The 15,730-nt window shown below is 44.9% G+C and carries 14 protein-coding genes and 1 pseudogene; 11 read left to right on the top strand and 4 right to left on the bottom strand.

All coding sequences use genetic code 11. The features are described from left to right. Nucleotides 1-124 precede the first annotated feature (124 nt). From B4240_RS00755 to B4240_RS00745, 3 genes are all read left to right on the top strand, one after another. Nucleotides 125-790, top strand: coding sequence for a glutathione S-transferase (locus tag B4240_RS00755; RefSeq protein WP_296236289.1), 666 nt, complete (start codon nt 125-127; stop codon nt 788-790). Nucleotides 791-830: 40 nt separating this feature from the next. Next, nucleotides 831-1,397 carry a tellurite resistance methyltransferase TehB gene (tehB, locus tag B4240_RS00750; RefSeq protein WP_296236288.1) on the top strand — a complete coding sequence of 189 codons (567 nt, stop codon included), beginning with the start codon at nt 831-833 and terminating at the stop codon, nt 1,395-1,397. Nucleotides 1,398-1,644: 247 nt separating this feature from the next. After that, nucleotides 1,645-2,325: a DUF421 domain-containing protein gene (locus tag B4240_RS00745; RefSeq protein WP_296236287.1), complete on the top strand. Its 681-nt coding sequence runs from the start codon at nt 1,645-1,647 to the stop codon at nt 2,323-2,325. A 15-nt stretch (nt 2,326-2,340) separates the two neighbouring features. On the opposite strand, the gene B4240_RS00740 is transcribed toward B4240_RS00745, so the two are convergent. Next, nucleotides 2,341-2,817, bottom strand: a complete 477-nt coding sequence (locus B4240_RS00740) for a CinA family protein (RefSeq protein ID WP_296236286.1) — start codon at nt 2,815-2,817, stop codon at nt 2,341-2,343. 140 nt (nt 2,818-2,957) lie between these two features. Beyond that, nucleotides 2,958-3,251 carry a CsbD family protein gene (locus tag B4240_RS00735; RefSeq protein WP_349679075.1) on the bottom strand — a complete coding sequence of 98 codons (294 nt, stop codon included), beginning with the start codon at nt 3,249-3,251 and terminating at the stop codon, nt 2,958-2,960. 350 nt (nt 3,252-3,601) lie between these two features. On the opposite strand from B4240_RS00735, the gene B4240_RS00730 reads away from it, so the two are divergent. Continuing rightward, on the top strand, nt 3,602-4,042 hold the full coding sequence (locus tag B4240_RS00730) for an MgtC/SapB family protein (protein WP_296236285.1): 441 nt from the start codon (nt 3,602-3,604) through the stop codon (nt 4,040-4,042). Nucleotides 4,043-4,369: 327 nt separating this feature from the next. Here B4240_RS00730 and B4240_RS00725 read toward each other — a convergent pair whose 3' ends face one another. Beyond that, nucleotides 4,370-4,774 carry a hypothetical protein gene (locus B4240_RS00725; protein ID WP_296236284.1) on the bottom strand — a complete coding sequence of 135 codons (405 nt, stop codon included), beginning with the start codon at nt 4,772-4,774 and terminating at the stop codon, nt 4,370-4,372. Between the two features lie 170 nt (nt 4,775-4,944). Next, nucleotides 4,945-5,118: pseudogene (locus B4240_RS00720) on the bottom strand (KGG domain-containing protein); the annotation flags it as partial. 644 nt (nt 5,119-5,762) lie between these two features. Between B4240_RS00720 and B4240_RS00715 the strand changes: the two are divergent. The 7 genes from B4240_RS00715 (at nt 5,763) to B4240_RS00685 (ending at nt 15,699) form a co-directional block, all read left to right on the top strand. Next, nucleotides 5,763-6,716, top strand: a complete 954-nt coding sequence (locus B4240_RS00715) for a LysR substrate-binding domain-containing protein (protein ID WP_296236283.1) — start codon at nt 5,763-5,765, stop codon at nt 6,714-6,716. Nucleotides 6,717-6,983: 267 nt separating this feature from the next. Continuing rightward, a complete protein-coding gene (locus B4240_RS00710) occupies nt 6,984-8,255 on the top strand; it encodes a 2-aminoadipate transaminase (protein WP_296236282.1) in 1,272 nt (423 codons plus the stop codon). A 162-nt stretch (nt 8,256-8,417) separates the two neighbouring features. Then, nucleotides 8,418-9,884, top strand: coding sequence for a 2-oxoadipate dioxygenase/decarboxylase HglS (hglS, locus tag B4240_RS00705; RefSeq protein WP_414707059.1), 1,467 nt, complete (start codon nt 8,418-8,420; stop codon nt 9,882-9,884). Between the two features lie 158 nt (nt 9,885-10,042). Then, nucleotides 10,043-11,533, top strand: a complete 1,491-nt coding sequence (locus B4240_RS00700) for an aldehyde dehydrogenase family protein (protein WP_296236280.1) — start codon at nt 10,043-10,045, stop codon at nt 11,531-11,533. A gap of 138 nt (nt 11,534-11,671) precedes the next feature. Further along, nucleotides 11,672-13,132 carry a Na+/H+ antiporter NhaC gene (nhaC, locus tag B4240_RS00695; protein ID WP_296236279.1) on the top strand — a complete coding sequence of 487 codons (1,461 nt, stop codon included), beginning with the start codon at nt 11,672-11,674 and terminating at the stop codon, nt 13,130-13,132. 14 nt (nt 13,133-13,146) lie between these two features. Continuing rightward, a complete protein-coding gene (locus tag B4240_RS00690) occupies nt 13,147-14,433 on the top strand; it encodes an NAD(P)/FAD-dependent oxidoreductase (RefSeq protein ID WP_296236278.1) in 1,287 nt (428 codons plus the stop codon). A gap of 237 nt (nt 14,434-14,670) precedes the next feature. Then, nucleotides 14,671-15,699: an ornithine cyclodeaminase family protein gene (locus B4240_RS00685; RefSeq protein ID WP_296236277.1), complete on the top strand. Its 1,029-nt coding sequence runs from the start codon at nt 14,671-14,673 to the stop codon at nt 15,697-15,699. Nucleotides 15,700-15,730: the final 31 nt, after the last annotated feature.

Below are 15,730 nucleotides of genomic sequence, written 5' to 3'. Positions count from 1 at the left end.
GTTTCTTCAGCATAGCTCAGTGAGTGTTGGCGTTGTTATCATGAGGGACAAAGAAATGAAAGGCCGAACGCTACCATTTTTAACCATTTAACTGTACTCACTTTATTTAAGACCGATGATATCTATGACTTTCTCTTATCCCCGTTTGTACTCTTTTCGTCGTTGCCCGTATGCCATGCGCGCCCGCCTTGGAATATTATTTGCCGAGTTGCAGGTGGTACTGCGCGAGATAACGCTAAAAAACAAACCGCCGCAAATGCTCGCGATTAGCCCAAAAGGTACGGTGCCTGTACTGCAACTTGCGGATGGCACGGTGATTGAAGAAAGTAGAGAGATAATGATGTGGGCACTTACGCAGCAAGATCCGCACGGGTTGCGTGATGCAGAGACGTTACACGAAGCGAATGCGCTGATTGATAAAAACGACAATGAGTTTAAATATTGGCTCGATCGCTATAAATACGCCGACCGTCACCTTAAGATGACCGAAGTAGAATATCGACAAAAGGGTGAAGTGTTTTTACAAACGTTAGAGGAATTGCTGACTAAAAATCCTTATTTACTAGGGGAAAGCATAACCATCGCTGATATCGGTATCATGCCGTTTATCCGTCAATTTGCGCATGTGAATCGCGATGTTTTTTATCGTTTGCCTTATCCAAATCTACAGCGCTGGCTGCAAGACTGGCTCAACCATCCGCTTTTTTTGCAAGCGATGACCAAGTTTGAGAAGTGGCAAGCAGAAGATGACGTGGTGGTTTTTCCTGTCGCTTTTATCGACCGTCATTAGTGCTATGATAAAATCTCTCAATTAAATATAAGAGGTTGCCATGACCGTTGATCTCAATAGCCGCTACGGCTTGAATCCTGCTCACAGTGAGGTTGTAGAAGCTTGCCAAATTATTGCACCGTGCACTGCGCTTGATATGGGCTGCTCAAATGGGCGCAATGCGTTGTATCTGAGCCAACTTGAATTTAACGTGACGGCGATAGACGCCAATCCCAGCGCTATAAATATGCTGCAAGGTATTATTGAAGAAGAAGCGCTGACAAACATTAAGGCTTACGTATACGATATTAATCGCGCCAGTCTTGATGCCGATTATGGTTTTATCAGCTGTACGGTCACCTTGATGTTTCTCGATCCCGCTCGTGTTGACGCTGTTATTGCCGATATGCAGGCGCATACGCTGGCTGGTGGTTATAATCTCATCGTTTGCGCCATGAGTACGACTGCTTATCCATGCCCTATTAATTTTCCGTTTACGCTAAAAGAAGGGCAGTTGCGTGATGCTTATCAAGGCTGGGAGATGGTTAAGTACAATGAAGACATCGGCACCATGCACAATGGCGCGCAATTACAGTTTGCGACGATGTTGGCACGTAAGCCCAGTTAAGCAATGTTAGGCACTGTTGTGCTTAGTTAGGCATTGTTAAGCAAAAAAAATTTTCGCGTCAATTTAATAAAACCGCTCATATAAAAGGTTGTTAGCGCTATTTTTGTTATAGGGCTAGCAGCCTTTTTTAAGTAAGGACTTATTTTAAGACATCAGTATCAAAAGCGCTATACATCAGGCTGCGATTCGCCTTAATATACTTATACATAAAAAAATAGTGAAATAAAAAAGAATAATGGAGAATAAGATGGATTGGACAAGTATTTTTATTTATGACACGACATGGTCTTTTGCAGCAGAGATAGTCATACGCACCACCATCATGTTTTGCTTAATCATTTTATTGCTACGCAGTACCGGCAAACGCGGCATTCGCCAGCTCACTATTTTTGAGTTAACCATTATTTTGGCACTGGGCTCTATTGCTGGTGACCCGATGTTTACAGAAGATTTACCGCTGATTCAAGCAGTGCTCATCATGAGCCTTGTTCTACTACTTTATAGACTTTGTACGTGGTTCACCACAAAGCACAAGCTCTTTGAGCTTTTATTAGAAGGCACGCCCACCTATATCGTAGAAAATGGCTTGTTAATTATGAAAGATGTCGAAAAGGGTAAAATGTCGCACGATGAATTCTTTACTGAAATGCGGCAACAAGGCGTGCGTCACCTAGGGCAAGTGGAGGTTGGATTGCTCGAAACGGATGGCGAATTTAGTGTCTTGTTATTTCCACACGATGAGACGCAGTATGGTCTACCCATTTTTCCTAAAGAATTTCAGGCAGCAAAGGTAATAGAAAATGGCCATCCTTATGCCTGTATGCATTGCGCCTATGTCGAGTACATCTCAGCGCCAGATGAAGTGTGCAATCGTTGTCATCATTCAAGAGGCTGGGCGAAAGCGCTGAACAATAAAATTGTAAACTAGCTAGCTTGGTAGGCATCAATCCGTATGCTGGTTGACCACGTCAATAATACTCTTACAAATAAGACTGTTTATACTGCGTAGCTTTTGCTCAGGTTCGCCGTGGCAGACGCGGCGAAAATCATAAATCTCGCCTTTATAGCCAATGCAGTAAAAAAACGTACCGACGGGCTTTTCTTTGGTTTCAGAACCGCCAGGCTTTAGCAGCCCTGTACACGCGACATGCAAGTCGGCCTCAAACATTTTTTTAGATTTAACGACGAGCTCGTGGGTCACCTCTAAAGATTCAGGCGTATACTCCTCGATTAACTCGCTGGACACCTTTAACACGTTCTTTTTGATGGAAGCGTCATAACACACTAAACCGCCCATCAATACATCGCCTGAATAGGGACTAACAGAAAAACAATGCGCTAAATAGCCCGCGGTCGCGCTTTCGATAAAAACCACGGTCAATCCCTTGTCTGCTAACAGTTTTGCACAAGTATCGGTCACGCTTTCCTCCTTTTCTTTATCAAAAGTCGTAAAATAAGAACAACCACTATTTACTTACATTATTACAGTACTTTGTTCGTAACTATTCAATTTATGGATTGATGAATTTGCGTAACTGTTTTTTAGTAAGAAAACCCTGTTTAGCACTGATTGTCGCGGCGCCATTCGCCTACATCACGCTCCGCATCTTGTTTTGAATGACCGTAACGCTCTTGGACGCGGCCAACCAGTTTGTCGTGATTGCCTTCTATCTGGTTAAGATCGTCATCGGTTAAATCTGCCCATTTTTGTTTTACCGCTTCTTTAAGGTGGTTCCATTCACCTTTTAGGGTGTGATTATTTAGTGGGTGATTGTTTTTATTGTGCACATCCATTTTTTGATGGTTTTTATACTGCTCATCCATGCTCTCTTCGTGCACATCTCTGCTGTCCATTGCCGTATCCCTTTTTTAGATTATCATTTAGTTTTGTCTAGCAGTCTTTGCAAAAAATCTAACTGTTCCAAATAATATAAAATATTTATTAATACATTGTCTGTATGGTGAGTGTTTACGGTTTTATGCAGCACGGCCTAGTTTTATGACACGAATATTTCGCCTATAGTCGATTCACTTTAGAAGCGATACCGTGCGATTGGTATAAATTTTCCTTAAAGAATTGGTTTTAAGAACTAAGCACTTGATACACTAAGCACTTGATACGGAATTGGGTTTTGACTTAGACTGGATAGGGCGCGTCCTCAATTCGGTCGATGGGCATCTAAATGGACTCTTAGGTTGTACCTATGTTTGAATTCGATATCAATCTAACAATTTTGGCGTACCATACTTTTCAGCTGGGCATTGCTTTTATATTGTCGCTGCCGATTGCTCTTAACCGTGAACTTGAAGACAACGGCGCTGGCCTTAGAACCTTTCCTTTGGTGACGATTGCCTCATGCGCGTTTATGTTGGTGGGTATGGATATCTATCAGGGCTCTGACGCGGAAGCGAGAATCATGTATGGCATTATTACGGGAATGGGTTTTATCGGCGGCGGGGCTATTTTTAAAAATGAGGATGGCGCAAAAGGCACGGCAACCGCTGCTGGGCTATGGAACACAGCGGCTATCGGCATCTCGGTCGCTTATGGGCGTTATGAAATTGCCATTATTCTATCAGTCGTTGGATTTATCATTTTGCAATTCTCTAAACCCTTTAAGCCAAAGCATAGACGCAAAGACTGATAGTTGTGCTATTTAACATGATTAGATAAAAGATATGAGATAAAAAATAAGCGAGCACTGTTATGGTCTCGCTTATTTTATATTAGGCATGATTGGGTTTTAGGTAGCATAATCGGTACTAAATAAAATAGATATAGGTTTGAAATACGCAAGACTGGTATAAATTTTGCTTGCTTGCTTGCTTGCTTGCTTGCTTGCTTGCTGTGCCTACGCCGACAGAGGCTGCGAAAAATTTATACTATTCTTGCTGTATCTCTTTCTTTTATAAAAACCTAACTATAGTAGATAGGCTGCTTGCCAGCTATAGTAGATAGGCTGCTTGCCAGTTTATTGCACGCCTTCGGCTGGAGTCTGGTCTAGGTTCGGATTGTTTTCATTGACAGTGACAGCATCAACCCCTTTTTCCCCATCCTCTGCGCTGTCTACGCCAGAATAATAGGTATGATCTTCATCGTTGTCTGTGTTGCCTGTAGAGGTATCTGTGGCAGTGTTCATCGTGTCTGCATTGTCTTGCGTTGTGGCTACGGGCGCCATTTCATCAGCTTCGGCATCGTTGGACTGAACGTTATCATTGGTAGTGTTCATTCCGCTAGCGTCGGTAGTGGCAGTTTCCGGATTGGCGTCAGCCGTGTCTTCTCGGTCATTACTGCATGCGCTAAGACCGATAAGACTCGCCAATACCGCTACCCATAATTTGTTTTGAAAGGTTTTTTTCATTGCTGAGTTTTTCATTTTAATATCCTTATTATAGTTAAGGGGCTTATTAAGGTACAAGTTCATCAAAAAAGCGACTTTGAAAACTATCCAAAGTCGCCCTTAATAACGATCTCACGATAATTGAGCTAAGCTAAAGATAGCACGAGTGTAGCCAACTATCCTTTTTGTTATTGTTAGCTATTGTTATTATCGTTTTTGTGGCTTTGCTTACCGGCTTCACGCGCTTCTTGAGAATCAAATTCGTGAGCCGTGCCTTTTTCATGCGCAGCTTTGCCGCCTTCACTAGCAATCTCACGTTGTTTATCTGAATCCATGCTAGCGAAGCCGCGGTTTGAGGTATCACCATTGCTATTATTGTTGCTACCTGACTGATTGTGGCCACCCTGATTGTTGTTACTATTGTTGCTGCCACCTTGGTTACTGTTGTTGCCACCTTGATTGTTGTTTTGATCGTTTTGGTTTGAGTTGTTTGATTGATTAGTCATTTTATACCTTCCTTATTTTATATTCATCCAATGAAATTTAATTATTGAAGTTAGTAAACTGCTAATAAACATCTCATAGCGCTAAGTGGCTATAAAATCCTTATCAACACCTTCAATATAATAAAAAAATTTGCGCTTTTCAGGTGAATAAAGGTAAAGGATTGTCAACCTGTGTACCATAGATTTATTAATAGAATTTATAAGTAAAGAGATATCTATTTAAGTCTACCTACACAGTGCTTTGGTTGAATTTTTTAAGAAGGTCGTATTTATAAGGGCTGCAAGGTGAGGGAGAATTTTAAGGCAAAAAATAGCGCTTAGAATTAGCGGCTAAAATAAGAGTGTTAGGCTGTTTTTCTTTAACGGTCGTTTAACGTAACGTTTAAAATAGGGTGATAATAGCAACGTTAAACCTGTAAACTGGCCTATCCATCTGAGTCGGTAGCTGATTAGGTGCAATATTTGATTTAAATAAGGACACGCCCTAATATTTATGTGGCGAAAAGAATGAATACGTTATGAATACTGATAAAACCCCACTTGCTTTTAGAAGGTATCCTTCGACCACGGCGCTGCAGTGTTTTGAGACGGCGGCGCGGCATTTAAGTTTTACCAATGCCGCGCAAGAGATGCACATGACGCAAAGCGCTATTAGTAAGCAAGTCGCGCAGCTTGAGGAAATGCTGAACCTGTCGCTGTTTTATCGTACACCGCATCGCATCTCTTTAACGCCCGCTGGTAAAACTTACTATTTAGAGGTGCTAGAAATCCTCAAGCACATCGAGGCGGCGACCACCAGCTTAATGTCAAACAGTGATAATTCAGAGGTACTGAAAATCGTCTCGCATCCGACCTTTTGTTCGCGCTGGCTGATGCCTGCATTAAATGGCTTTGGGGCAGCAAACCCGCTGATTAATTTAACGATTAAAGAGCTGGCTGGACCGTTTTTTTCTGAAGATCAAAACGTTGATGTGGCGTTTTTATATGGCGATGGGATTTGGAGCGCTATGGAGTCGATTAAGCTTTTTGATGAGTATAATGTCGCCGTCTGTCACCCTGATTATTTAACGGACAAAGCCGCATGTATGGGTAGTACAGGCAGCATAGATAATTGCACATTATTACAACTTAGCTCACGTCCTAGTGCTTGGTATGAGTATTTTAGGCAGCAGGATATTCGTATCGATGGTACCTTTGTCGGCCCGCGCTTTGACACCTTTCATACGACTATTTCGGCGGCATTACTTGGCTATGGCATTGCATTGGTGCCCCTACGTTTGGTTGCGCCCGAGCTGCGTTCCGGTGCTTTGGTGACCGCGTGGCGTTATGCGTCAAAAGGCAGGGGGGCTTATTATATGTCTTACCCTTTATCCATGGGCAACTCACATAAAATCAAGGTCATTTTAGAATGGATTTCAGCTTATCTTGAAAAATCATCGGAGCCTGAGCAAGATTTAGATTTTATCTTGTAATATAAGGCAGATTTGAGCTTTTTAGCTATTAATCTTTTATCGATTAACAACCCTAAAAAGCACAGTTTGCAAAAGTAAAGTTTGAAAAATACAAACGCACCGGTCTTGAGCCGGTTTTTTTGTCAATGATAAATATGACAATGATAAATATGGCAATAATAAACATGGCAATGACAAAAAGGAATGGCGCCACAACTATTATTCGTTTGCTGATAGTAAAGCGGTTTGCTCAAATGGATGTCTCATCAAGGAAGATAAGAGACCGCTATGGAGCAGCTATACAACGTCACCGATGCCTTTACGATGGTGCATCCGCTGACGCTAACCAAGGGTAAAAATGCCAACGTCTGGGATGATAAGGGCCGTTGCTATATTGATTTTGTCGGCGGTATTGGCGTCTTAAACCTTGGTCATTGTCATCCTCACATTGTCAGCGCGATTGTCACTCAAGCGCAATCTCTGATTCATTACGCTTATAACGCCGCGGCTCATCAGCCGTATCAAACTTTTATGCCAAGACTGTGTGAATGGATTCCTATTCAGGGCGAGCTTGCAGGCATGCTCACCAACTGCGGCGCAGAAGCCACCGAAAATGCCATAAAAGTCGCCCGTATGCAGACGGGCCGCACTGGCGTGATTGCCTTTGATGGCGGCTTTCATGGGCGTACGCTGGCGGCGGTTAATTTAAATGGTAAGGTCGCGCCTTATAAGCGCGGCTTAGGGCCATTAGCCGGCGGCGTTTATCATATTCCTTTTCCTAGTCCCGATAATGATATTAGCGATCAGCAGGCGATCGCGGCTTTAGAGCGTCTTTTTGCCGTGGAGACCGATGTGGACAATATCGGCGCCATTATCGTCGAGCCAGTCCAAGGCGAGGGCGGTTTTCAGCTGCTGTCAGCGACGTTTGCTAAATATCTACGCAGCTTTTGTGATGAGCATGGCATCTTACTTATTATGGATGAGATTCAGTCTGGGTATGGCCGCACAGGGACGCCGTTTGCCTTTACGCATTTAGGGATTGAGCCCGACTTGCTATTGCTGGGTAAAAGTATCGCCGGCGGCTTACCACTTGGGGCGGTAGTCGGCAGAGCTGGCGTGATAAATGGGCTGCCTAAAGGAAGCTTGGGCGGTACCTACTCGGGTAATCCGGTGGCGTGTGCGGCGGCAAATGCTACTTTGGATATTATGCAAGACGATGAAGTCTGGCAGTCGGCTAAGCATTATGCCAACACCATTGAAGACACTGTCAATGACTGGCAGCAACAAAATATCTCACCATGGCTGTATGGGCTTACAGGAATGGGGGCGATGCGCGGTATCGAGCTGCGCCATCCGATTTATGGCACCCATCCAAGTATCATGGCTTACGTGTTAAAACAAGCGCGCGAGCAGGGTTTGCTACTGATGCCAAGTGGCAAATATCGGCATATTATTCGCTTACTGCCGCCGCTCACGATTGAGCCTGAAACCCTAACGGCGGGACTTGATATTTTAAAAGGCGTGCTAAGTAGCATTCCTAATGAAGTGTCAAAGCTGTAGTTGTTGAAGGTTTCTGAAAGTTCCTAAAAGTTACTGAGAATTTTTAAAAGTTTCTGATACGACTGTTTTACCAAAAAAAGATATTTTAATTTAAAAGGATACATACTTGTGAAAAATACCTTTATCAATAGCGATGATATTCGCCATGATTTTTCTATCGCCATGTCAGAGATGTACCAAAAAGAAGTGCCGTTATACGGCGACCTCATTGATTTGGTGGGCGAAGTAAATGCAGAGGTGCTAAGTCAGCAGCCTGATATTAAACAGCAACTTGAGCACACCGGAGAGATTGATAGGCTAAATATGGAGCGTCATGGGGCCATTAGATTGGGCACCGCCGCTGAGCTGAGCATGATGCGTAGGCTGTTTGCGGTCATGGGTATGTACCCTGTTGGCTACTATGATTTGGCGCCCGCTGGCGTGCCTGTGCATTCCACGGCTTTTCGAGCTATTGATACCCAGTCATTAAATAACAGCCCATTTCGCGTGTTCACCTCTCTATTGCGTCTAGATTTGATTGATGACGAGACCTTAAAACAAGAAGCGATAACCGCGTTGGATAAGCGCACTATATTTACGGACAACGTTATTAGCCTGATTGAGCGTTTTGAGGAGGAGGGCGGGCTGGCGGCGGAAGACGCTAAGCAATTTGTCAAAGAAGCATTAGAAACCTTTCGCTGGCACGACAATACGCCAGTATCTAAAGCGCTATATCAGCAGCTATTAGCGCAACATGGGCTTATTGCAGACGTCGTCGGTTTTAAAGGCCCGCATATCAACCATCTGACGCCTAGAACGCTAGATATCGATGCGGTGCAAGCAGGTATGCAGGCAAAAGGCATCCCGCCAAAGGCCATCATAGAAGGGCCGCCGAAGAGAGAATGTCCTATTTTATTACGTCAAACAAGCTTTAAGGCATTAGAAGAAGCGGTTAATTTTAAAAATCCAGAAGGCGGCTATGAAACGGGGCATCACACCGCGCGCTTTGGGGAGATTGAGCAGCGCGGCGTGGCGCTGACGCCCAAAGGCAGAGCGCTCTATGACAAGCTGCTTAATCAAGCCCGCCACCAGTTGGGCGTGACACCAAATGCCGATAATGCCTCGGAATATTATCAGATTTTAGAACGCTCCTTTGAGGCATTCCCCGATGATTATCAAACCCTGCATGATGAGGGTTTGGCTTATTTTTACTATCAAGCGGCTGATGATGCAGAGATAAGCTGCGCTGATACTGAGCTTGCGCTGGATCATTTCGAGCCAAAATCTTTAGATGTAGACTACGTAAATGACGCTTTAGCAAAACAAACAATTACTGATTTACTTCAGCAAGGGATGATTCGCCTAGAACCTATCGTTTATGAAGATTTTTTGCCAGTGAGTGCGGCGGGGATTTTTCAGTCCAATCTGCATGACAGCAATGAACAAGAAGAACAAAACGGCGAACAAAACAGTAAGCAACGCAGTGATAAAGGTCAGGCTAATAAAGAGGCGTTTGAGAATGCTTTGGGCGCTCAGGTGTACGATGAGCTTGAGCTTTATCAAACGCTGCAAACCCAAAGTCTGAAAGCGTGTTTGGCGCAACTAAACAGCACTGTTCTAGATAGCAATGCTCTAGATAGCAGTGCTTAAATGGTATTAGCTAAGGCATTTATAGATAAATGTAATATTTGCGCAGCATTCCAAAAAGGAATGGCAGTACGAAATTAATTATTTTGCAACTTAGCTTTATACAAGTTAAGTTAATAAGTCTTTCAAGGAAGTATAAATTAATACAAAAGGGATTGATTATGATCAAGCAGTATATGTCCGCGATGGGGGTCAAAGAAGCGCAATACCAAAATGGCGATTTTGACGTAAATAGCCCGATTGATGGCTCGGTGATTGGCAAAATAACCTTGGACAGCATTGATGAGGTCGATACCAAGATTGCCAATGCCAAAAAAGCTTTTAAAGAATGGCGCGTTGTGCCTGCACCAAGACGCGGCGAGCTGGTGCGCTTGCTCGGTGAAGTGCTGCGTGAGCACAAAGAAGACTTAGGTATGCTGGTGTCCTTTGAGGCTGGCAAGATCAAAGAAGAAGGCCTAGGCGAAGTGCAAGAAATGATCGATATTTGCGACTTTGCCGTTGGGGTATCGCGTCAGCTTTATGGTTTGACGATTGCATCAGAGCGTCCGGGTCACCACATGCGTGAGACGTGGCATCCGCTTGGCGTGATTGGTGTCATTTCTGCCTTTAACTTCCCCGTTGCGGTGTGGTCGTGGAATACCGCGCTGGCTATCGTCTGCGGTAACCCTGTGATTTGGAAGCCGTCAGAAAAAACTCCGCTTGTGGCTTTGGCCTGTCAGGCGATGTTTGAAAAAGCCTTGGCCAAATTTGGCGATGCGCCAGAGCATTTGTCGCAAGTCTTACTTGGCAAGACAGATGTCGGTAATGCCTTGGTTGAGCATAAAGATGTTGCTTTAGTGAGTGCCACGGGCAGTACGCGTATGGGCCGAGAAGTTGGGCCAAAAGTTGCCAATCGCTTTGGTAAATGCTTACTTGAGCTGGGTGGTAATAACGCCATGATTTTGGCGCCAAGTGCTGATTTAGACCTTGCGTTACGTGGTATTTTATTCTCAGCCGTTGGCACAGCAGGGCAGCGCTGTACAACGCTACGCCGCCTATTTGTCCACGAATCTATCAAAGACGATATCCTACCGCGTATCAAATCCGCTTATGAAACCGTCAGCATCGGTCATCCATTAGAGGGCAATCTGGTCGGCCCACTGATTGACGAAGACAGCTTTAATAACATGCAAGCAGCGTTAAAAAAAGCGCGAGAAGCGGGTGGCACTGTCACAGGCGGCGAGCGCGTCCTTGCAGACAAATACCCTAATGCCTACTACGTCACGCCTGCCATTGTCGAGTTCGATGAGCAAAACGACGTCGCCAGAAGCGAGACGTTTGCGCCCATTCTGTATGTCATGACTTATAAAGACTTTGATGAAGCCATTGAGATGCAAAACGATGTCCCGCAAGGCCTATCGTCATGCGTGTTTACCAATGATTTGCGTGAGGCTGAGACTTTCCTCAGTGACCGCGGCAGTGATTGCGGTATTGCTAACGTCAATATCGGTACCAGTGGCGCTGAGATTGGCGGGGCGTTTGGCGGTGAAAAAGAAACCGGCGGTGGCCGTGAATCTGGCTCTGATGCGTGGAAAGTCTATATGCGCCGTCAGACCAACACCATCAACTACTCAAAAGAGCTGCCACTTGCCCAAGGTATTAGCTTCGGTTAATACAAGCTTTTAGTGATTTGATTTATTTATAAAGAAATTGCCAAGCTTACGTTATATAAGCTTGGCAGGCTAAAAAGATAAGCAATCAAGGATTGGTTGCCACTCCCATCGACTACTACTAAGGAAGGTAGAACTATTATGATCGATGATAAAACGCATAACCCCGATATAGACGGTTATGATCCGTCGTCTAGTTTTTTACTCGATATTGCGCCACTTGTATTGACTGCTATCATTCTGATGATACAGTTTTTCGTATTCAAAGATTTTACCCCTCACATACCCTTAGCCTGCGGTATTTTAATCACCGGCTTTTTTATGAAGCTGCGTGGCCGTAGTTGGCAGGGTATGGAGGAGCGGTTTTTAAAAGTCATCAAAATTGGCCTGCCAGCGATGATTATCCTGATGGGCGTCGGTATGCTCATCGGCGCATGGATTATCGCTGGAACCGTCCCAACCATTTTGTACTACGGCTTTAGTATTTTCTCGCCTTCCTCATTTTTATTTTCCGTCTGTCTTATTTGCGCCATTATTTCTGTTGCCACGGGTACTTCGTGGGGTACCGTCGGTACGGTTGGCCTTGCGATGATGGGAATTGGCATGGGGCTTGGTATTCCCGCGCATCTAACAGGTGGGGCTATCGTCTCCGGTGCTTTTTTTGGCGACAAAATGTCACCGCTATCAGATACCACTAATTTAACCCCAGCCGCGGCGGGCGTCGATCTTTGGGATCATATTAAGGGTATGTTGCCAACGACCGTACCTGCCATGATTACCGCTTTGGCGCTCTATGCTTGGATTGGCATGGGTTATGGTGACGATAGCATCGATTTGTCATCTATTCGTGCGCTACAAGACAGCTTAGCGGCTAATTACAACTTAAGTGTCATCACCTTATTGCCAGCGTTAGTGGTCATTGTCGCTGCTGTGATGAAAATGCCAGCGATACCGACCGTGTTAAGCGGGGTGCTGGTAGGCTCAGTGATTGCCGTCTTTATGCAAGGCGTGGGCGTGAGTGATGTTTTTAATGTCCTGCAAAATGGCTTTGTCAGTGAAACGGGTTTTGAAGTGGTAGATCAATTGTTGTCAAAGGGCGGCGTCATGTCGATGACATGGGTGATCAGCTTAACGATATTTGCTTTAGGTTTTGTTGGAGCGCTTGAGCACTACGGCACATTAAAGGCCATCATGGCGAAGATTAATAATTTCGTAAAATCGCGTTTGGGGTTGGTTTTTACGACGTACGGCAGTGTGCTGAGTGTCGGTACGCTCATCGGTGACGTTTATACCACCTGCGTTTTGCCAGGGCGTTTATTGCAAGATAAGTATAAAGACATGGGCTATAAGCGCACAACGTTGACGCGTTCTATCGAAGATGCGGGTACGCTTTTGTCACCACTTATCCCGTGGAATATGGGTGGTAGTTTTGTCGCAGCAACACTTGGGATAGCCACCTTGACTTATGCACCTTTTGCATTTGCTTGTTGGTTATCGCCTTTATTTGGGCTGTTGTGGGCATTCCTTGATAAATTTATACCGCGCGAAGAGCCTGAAGTAAAAAAGGTCGACGTTGCTTTTTCTGTCAATGAAGCGCGCTAATAAAGGAATATGATATGTTGCAAGAGCAGTGTTTATGGAACATGACCGCGCCTAATATTGATGCTTATAGCCAAATGAGTAGCGATACCCAAGCGGCCGTCTGCATCATTGGCGGCGGATATACTGGATTGTCAGCGGCGATTCATCTGGCTGAAAAAGGCGTCAAGGTTGTCTTGCTTGAAAGCCAAACCATCGGTAGTGGCGGTTCGGGCAAAAGCGTTGGGCTCGTGAACGCCGGAACTTGGGCGCGCCCTGATGACTTGGGTATTAGTCTGGGTGAAGCCGCCGGTGAGCGTTTGACAGAAGCCCTTGGACAAGCACCAAGTTTGGTATTTGACTTAATCAAACGCTATGACATCGATGCACAGGCCACGCAAGCGGGCAACATTCACATGGCTCATAACGCCAAAGGTGAAATCGATGTCGATATCAGATACGAGCAGCTGCGCCGCCGCGGTGCCAATGTTGAAGTATTGACTGGCAGCAAATGCCATGAGTACTGCGGTACCACCAGTATCAATAAAGCCTTATTGGACCACCGCGCGGGTACCATCAATCCGCTGGCTTACGTCAGAGGCCTTGCCAAAGTCGCCACAAATCTTGGCGTGACGATCTATGAGCATTCTGGCGTTGAAGCGCTAGAAAAAGTAGATGGTCACTGGTATGCAAGGACTGCTAAAGCGCGCGTCAAGTCTGAGCGCGTTATTATTGCTACCAACGCCTATAGCGAAGGCGAATGGACAGAAATTACCAAAACTTTTTATCTGGTTTATTACTATCAAATTGCCTCTGAACCGCTCAGCGGCGAGGCGGCAGACCGTATTTTACCTTACAAAACGGGGGCGTGGGATACCCGCTTGGCGTTATCGAGTTTCCGCCGTGATAGCGACAATCGCCTACTATTGGGCACGGTTGGTGGTATACAGATGAAACCGAAATCTTTTTACCAGTCGTGGGCCAATGCGGTGCAAAAAAGCTATTATCCAGATTTGCCCGCCTTTAATTGGCAATATGAGTGGTGCGGTAGCTTTGGCTTTACCCAAGACCATATCTTTCGCGTGATGGAGCCCGATGAAGGGTTGCTGACGGCGACGGCTTATAATGGTCGCGGTATCACCACGGGTACGCTTATGGGTAAATGCTTTGCCGAGTATATATTGACCGGCAATAGAGACAGTATTCCTATCCCGTTTAAAACCTTGGAAGAAGCAAAAATCCCTTTTGGCGGCCTTAAATCGAGCTTTACGGAACTGGGATTGACCTTATATCACGCTGGTCAATGTCTCAAAATTATTAGATAGTTTGGTTATTTACATAGTTTGGTTGTTTATTTGGTTAAAATTTGTCCCAATTCTTATAAATATAACAGTCAATATGGCCGTAGTTGTAAGTTATACATTTAAATTTATCGCTAAGATTATTTTAAAATTATAAACCGTGATAAAAGCTTTAATAAATGGCGGGTTGCTTGTGAGGTTTTTTAATGTCACATTTAGGGATGATTAATAATAAAATTATAGGGCAGTTTAAGGAACATTATGCGAATTTTAGATATTCATACGGTAAAAGAACAGCTGACCATGCCGATGGCAATCGATGCTATTGAAGAGTTACTCAAAGTGCAAAACGCGCATCCATCCTGGGTAAAGACGCCTGAGCGCCTTGTGATTCCTACCTTTACAGAAAGCAGTACAAAGAGTTCTGGCTCGCATTTATCCATGCCGTCAGTGGTATTTGATGGTACCAACGAATATGCAGTCGTTAAGCTGGTCAATATCTGCCCAGACAATCCTAAGCGAGATCAGCCGACCACCATGGCCAATGTCACCGTCTCTGACAATGACACAGGAGAGATGCTGGCCTTTTTGGATGGGGTATATATCACTCAGGTACGCACCGCAGCACTGTCTGGCATCGCCACGAAATATTTAGCAAATCCCGATAGTCGGGTGGCAGCAGTGGTAGGCACGGGCGGGATGGCGTATGAACAGCTCAATGCCATTCTTACTGTGCGTCCAAACATCAAGCAGGTGAACCTTTGGAACAGAACCACGCAGACAGCGCATAAGTTTCAGGAGAAATTTAAAAAAGACTATCCCCAGTGGCACGTTGATTTTATGGTTTGCGACGATATGGAAGCGGCCCTTAAAGACGCCGACATTATCAATTTGGCAACACGCGCGACGTCAGGCTTGTTTGAAGCGGCGCAAATAAAAGTGGACGCTCACATCAATGCGGTTGGCGCTTATCAAGCATCGATGAAGGAAGTTAGCAACTCAGTAATAGAGGCCAGCAGTGCTGTTATTATCGATGACGCCGAGGGCGGCTTACATGAGGCGGGCGATTTGATCCAAGCTCACGAAGACGATGATAGTACTTGGGAGTGGGATAAGCTGACGGGAACATTAAGTGATTTGGTCAATGAAAAAGTCAGTATTGACTTAAATGCCGATAAAGGTATGACGCTGTTTAAGTCGGTTGGCGCTGCAAGCTTTGATGCCGCCGTCGCTTTAAAGGTTGCTCAAAAGGCCAAAAAAGAAGATTTGGGCCAGTTTATTGAGTTATAAAGGTCAGCTGCTATAGTCAATCCCACCTAAA

It is taken from the genome of Psychrobacter sp. UBA5136, assembly GCF_002414005.1.
In the GTDB taxonomy this organism is placed as follows: domain Bacteria; phylum Pseudomonadota; class Gammaproteobacteria; order Pseudomonadales; family Moraxellaceae; genus Psychrobacter.
Note: the sequence above shows the minus strand (reverse complement) of the source record. Positions and strands in the feature narration are given on the sequence as shown.

What these genes read in the sequence shown, in the direction of transcription:
- B4240_RS00755 (WP_296236289.1), top strand. Translation starts at nt 125, where the DNA reads ATGACTTTCTCTTATCCCCGTTTGTACTCTTTTCGTCGTTGCCCGTAT.
- tehB (WP_296236288.1), top strand. Translation starts at nt 831, where the DNA reads ATGACCGTTGATCTCAATAGCCGCTACGGCTTGAATCCTGCTCACAGT.
- B4240_RS00745 (WP_296236287.1), top strand. Translation starts at nt 1,645, where the DNA reads ATGGATTGGACAAGTATTTTTATTTATGACACGACATGGTCTTTTGCA.
- B4240_RS00735 (WP_349679075.1), bottom strand. Translation starts at nt 3,251, where the DNA reads ATGGACAGCAGAGATGTGCACGAAGAGAGCATGGATGAGCAGTATAAA.
- B4240_RS00730 (WP_296236285.1), top strand. Translation starts at nt 3,602, where the DNA reads ATGTTTGAATTCGATATCAATCTAACAATTTTGGCGTACCATACTTTT.
- B4240_RS00725 (WP_296236284.1), bottom strand. Translation starts at nt 4,774, where the DNA reads ATGAAAAACTCAGCAATGAAAAAAACCTTTCAAAACAAATTATGGGTA.
- B4240_RS00715 (WP_296236283.1), top strand. Translation starts at nt 5,763, where the DNA reads ATGAATACTGATAAAACCCCACTTGCTTTTAGAAGGTATCCTTCGACC.
- B4240_RS00710 (WP_296236282.1), top strand. Translation starts at nt 6,984, where the DNA reads ATGGAGCAGCTATACAACGTCACCGATGCCTTTACGATGGTGCATCCG.
- hglS (WP_414707059.1), top strand. Translation starts at nt 8,418, where the DNA reads ATGTCAGAGATGTACCAAAAAGAAGTGCCGTTATACGGCGACCTCATT.
- B4240_RS00700 (WP_296236280.1), top strand. Translation starts at nt 10,043, where the DNA reads ATGATCAAGCAGTATATGTCCGCGATGGGGGTCAAAGAAGCGCAATAC.
- nhaC (WP_296236279.1), top strand. Translation starts at nt 11,672, where the DNA reads ATGATCGATGATAAAACGCATAACCCCGATATAGACGGTTATGATCCG.
- B4240_RS00690 (WP_296236278.1), top strand. Translation starts at nt 13,147, where the DNA reads ATGTTGCAAGAGCAGTGTTTATGGAACATGACCGCGCCTAATATTGAT.
- B4240_RS00685 (WP_296236277.1), top strand. Translation starts at nt 14,671, where the DNA reads ATGCGAATTTTAGATATTCATACGGTAAAAGAACAGCTGACCATGCCG.